The organism is Variovorax sp. Soil_C_39 (genome assembly GCF_057656815.1).
Genome location: NZ_JBDGJQ010000031.1, coordinates 1 through 3,180 on the forward strand (window position 1 = coordinate 1; position 3,180 = coordinate 3,180).

Genomic DNA, 3,180 nt, shown 5'->3' on the forward strand with positions numbered 1-3,180 from the left:
CAGAACGCGGCACTGGTCGAAGAGGCTGCGGCTGCCGCGCAATCGATGCAGGAACAGACCGCGAGCCTCGTGCAGGCCGTGAGCGTGTTCCGGCTCGATGGCGGCGAGGCCTCGCCCGCGCTCGCGCAGCTGCAGGCCAAGCCGCAGCCGGCGCTGCCGCAGCGCAAGGCCGCCCCCGCATTGAAGGCGCCCGCCCGCGCCGCGTCCGCACCCCGCGCGGTGCCGCAGCCCAGGCTCGCCGCGGCGACGGCCGCCGGTGCGGGCGACTGGACCGAGTTCTAACCCACCCAGGACAACAAAAATGAAATGGTTCCAGTCGCTTCGTGTGGCCACGAGGCTGATCCTCAGTTTTCTCGTGGTCGCGGCCGTGGGGGCCGCGCTCGGCGGTCTCGGCATCTTCCAGATGGGGCGCATCAATGCGTCGACTGAAAGCCTCTACAACGACGACCTGCGCGCCATCAAGGCGGTGCAGGCAGCGAACATCCACCTGCTCGACGCGAGCCGGGCCCAGATGAGCCTGCTGTCTGCCGGCACCAAGGGCGAGCGCAACCGCGGCTTTGCCGAACTCGGCAATGCCGTGAAGGGCGTCGAGGCCAGCGTGGCCGAGGCGCAGCCGATGCTCGAGCAGGCGCCCGAAGGCCGCGAACTGGTCGCGCAATACCAGCGCCTGATGCCGCCGCTCAAGAAGCACCTGTCCGATTTCGCGGACCTCATCGGCAAGCAGTCGCTCGACAGCTCGCAGTTCGAAGGCAGCGTGCCGCAGGAGAGCGAAGCCCTGCTGAAGGAATCGCGCGCCCTCGAGAAGGTGCTGCAGAGCATGGTCGCCTACAGCGACCAGCATGCGCGCGACAGCATGGAAGCCGCTGCGAGCACCTTCGAGACCTCGCGGCTGCTGATGGCGCTGATGGCGCTGGCCGGCATCGTGATCAGCGTGGGCCTCGGCGTGCTCGTGGCCCGCCTGTTGTCGCGGCAGCTCGGCGGCGAGCCCGGCTACGCGGCCGAGGCGGTCGGCCGGATCGCGGCCGGCGACCTGACCCAGGCGGTGCAGGCGAAATCCGCGCGCAGCGGCAGCCTGCTGTTCTCGATCGGGCGCATGCAGGACCAGCTCACGCACGTCGTGACGCGCATCAAGGGCGCGAGCGACGCCATCGCCACCGCTTCGGGCCAGATCGCCGCGGGCAACCAGGATCTCTCGTCGCGCACCGAGGAGCAGGCGAGTTCGCTCGAACAGACGGCGGCGTCGATGGAAGAGCTCACGAGCACCGTCAAGCAGAACGCCGACAACGCCCGCCAAGCCAACCAGCTCGCGCTCTCGGCCTCCGAAGTGGCCGTCAAGGGCGGCGACGTGGTCGGCCAGGTGGTCGACACGATGGCCTCGATCAATGCCTCGTCGCGCAAGATCGTCGACATCATCGGCGTGATCGACGGCATCGCGTTCCAGACCAACATCCTGGCGCTCAATGCGGCGGTCGAAGCGGCACGTGCAGGCGAACAGGGCCGCGGCTTCGCCGTGGTGGCCTCGGAAGTGCGCAGCCTGGCGCAGCGCTCGGGCGCGGCGGCCAAGGAGATCAAGGGCCTGATCGACGACTCGGTCGGCAAGGTCGACCGGGGCAGTGCACTCGTGGGCGAGGCCGGCAAGACGATGGAAGAGATCGTCGGCAGCGTCCGGCGCGTGACCGACATCATCGGCGAGATCACCGCGGCGAGCCAAGAGCAGAGCACGGGCATCGAGCAGGTGAACCAGGCGATCGCGCAGATGGACCAGGTGACGCAGCAGAACGCGGCGCTGGTCGAAGAGGCCGCGGCTGCGGCGCAGTCGATGCAGGAGCAGGCCGCCAGCCTGGTCGATGCGGTGAGCGTGTTCCGGCTCGAAGCCGGCGCACAGCCGGTGCACGTCGAGCCGGTGCAGGCGCAGGCGCCGCTGCGCCGTCCGGCGATGAAGCCGCGTCCGCCGAAAGAGGCCATCGCCTCCGCGGCGCCCCTGGCCCTCGCCCGCGGCACCGCGGGCGACTGGACCGAGTTCTGAACCCGGGCCCTCCGTTTTTTCTCACGAACATCCACCATGAACTTTCTTTCCAACACACGCATCGGGACGCGCCTGGCCATCGGCTTCGGCCTGGTGCTCGCCCTTACCCTGGTGTCTGCCGCCTACGCGCTGATGACCGCCCGCAGCAACGCCGAGGCCACGCGGCAGATGATGCGCAGCCCGCTCGCGAAAGAGCGGCTGATCTCCGACTGGTACGTGCTGACCTACTCGGCCATTGCACGCACCGCGATGATCGCGCGCACCACCGACGAGACCCTGCCCGTCACCTTTGCCGACGTCATCTCCGACAGCGTGAAGAAGGGCGGCGAGACCATGGCCAAGGTCGAGGCGCTGCTGGTCACCGACCTCGAGAAGTCGACCTACAAGAACATCGTCGAGCTGCGCGCCAAGTACCAGTCCGCCAAGGACGCGGTGCAGAAGGCCAAGGCCGGCGGCGTGCCCGGCGAGGCCGAGAAGGTCTTCAAGGACGTGTTCCAGCCGGCCGCCAAGGCCTACGAAACGCGCGTGCTCGACCTGCTGGCGCTCGAACGCAACGCCATCGACGAGATGAGCCAGCGCATCGACGCCGCAAACGATCGCAGCTTCAACCTGCGCATCGTGCTCACGGCGCTCACGCTGCTGATCGGCGCGCTCTGCGCCTGGCTGATCGCGCGCAGCGTGACCCGCCCGCTGGCGCATGCCGTCACCGTCGCCGAGACGGTGGCCAGCGGCGACCTCAGCGCGAACATCCAGGCCGATTCACGCGACGAGACCGGCCAGCTCATGCAGGCGCTCAAGCACATGAACGAGAGCCTCGCCAAGGTGGTGAGCGAAGTTCGCCAGGGCACCAATGCCATCGCCACCGCCTCGGGCCAGATCGCCGCGGGCAACCAGGATCTCTCGTCGCGCACCGAGGAACAGGCCAGCTCGCTCGAGCAGACGGCCGCCTCCATGGAAGAACTCACGAGCACCGTCAAGCAGAACGCCGACAACGCCCGCCAGGCCAACCAGCTCGCGCTCTCGGCCTCGGAAGTGGCCGTCAAGGGCGGCGGTGTGGTCGGCCAGGTGGTCGACACGATGGCCTCGATCAATGCCTCGTCGCGCAAGATCGTCGACATCATCGGCGTGATCGACGGGATTGCGTTCCAGACCAA

Annotated in this window: 2 protein-coding genes and 1 pseudogene; all 3 read left to right on the forward strand. The window is 68.5% G+C overall.

Going from position 1 to position 3,180, the window contains the following annotated elements:
- Positions 1-282: pseudogene (locus AC3A6J_RS27930) on the forward strand (methyl-accepting chemotaxis protein); the annotation flags it as partial.
- Between the two features lie 19 nt (positions 283-301).
- Positions 302-2,026, forward strand: a complete 1,725-nt coding sequence (locus AC3A6J_RS27935; protein WP_487863260.1) for a methyl-accepting chemotaxis protein — start codon at positions 302-304, stop codon at positions 2,024-2,026.
- Between the two features lie 36 nt (positions 2,027-2,062).
- Positions 2,063-3,180, forward strand: a 1,118-nt coding sequence (locus AC3A6J_RS27940) for an MCP four helix bundle domain-containing protein (protein ID WP_487863261.1), incomplete at its 3' end; no start/stop codon positions are given.

What these genes read in the sequence shown, in the direction of transcription:
- AC3A6J_RS27935 (WP_487863260.1), top strand. Translation starts at nt 302, where the DNA reads ATGAAATGGTTCCAGTCGCTTCGTGTGGCCACGAGGCTGATCCTCAGT.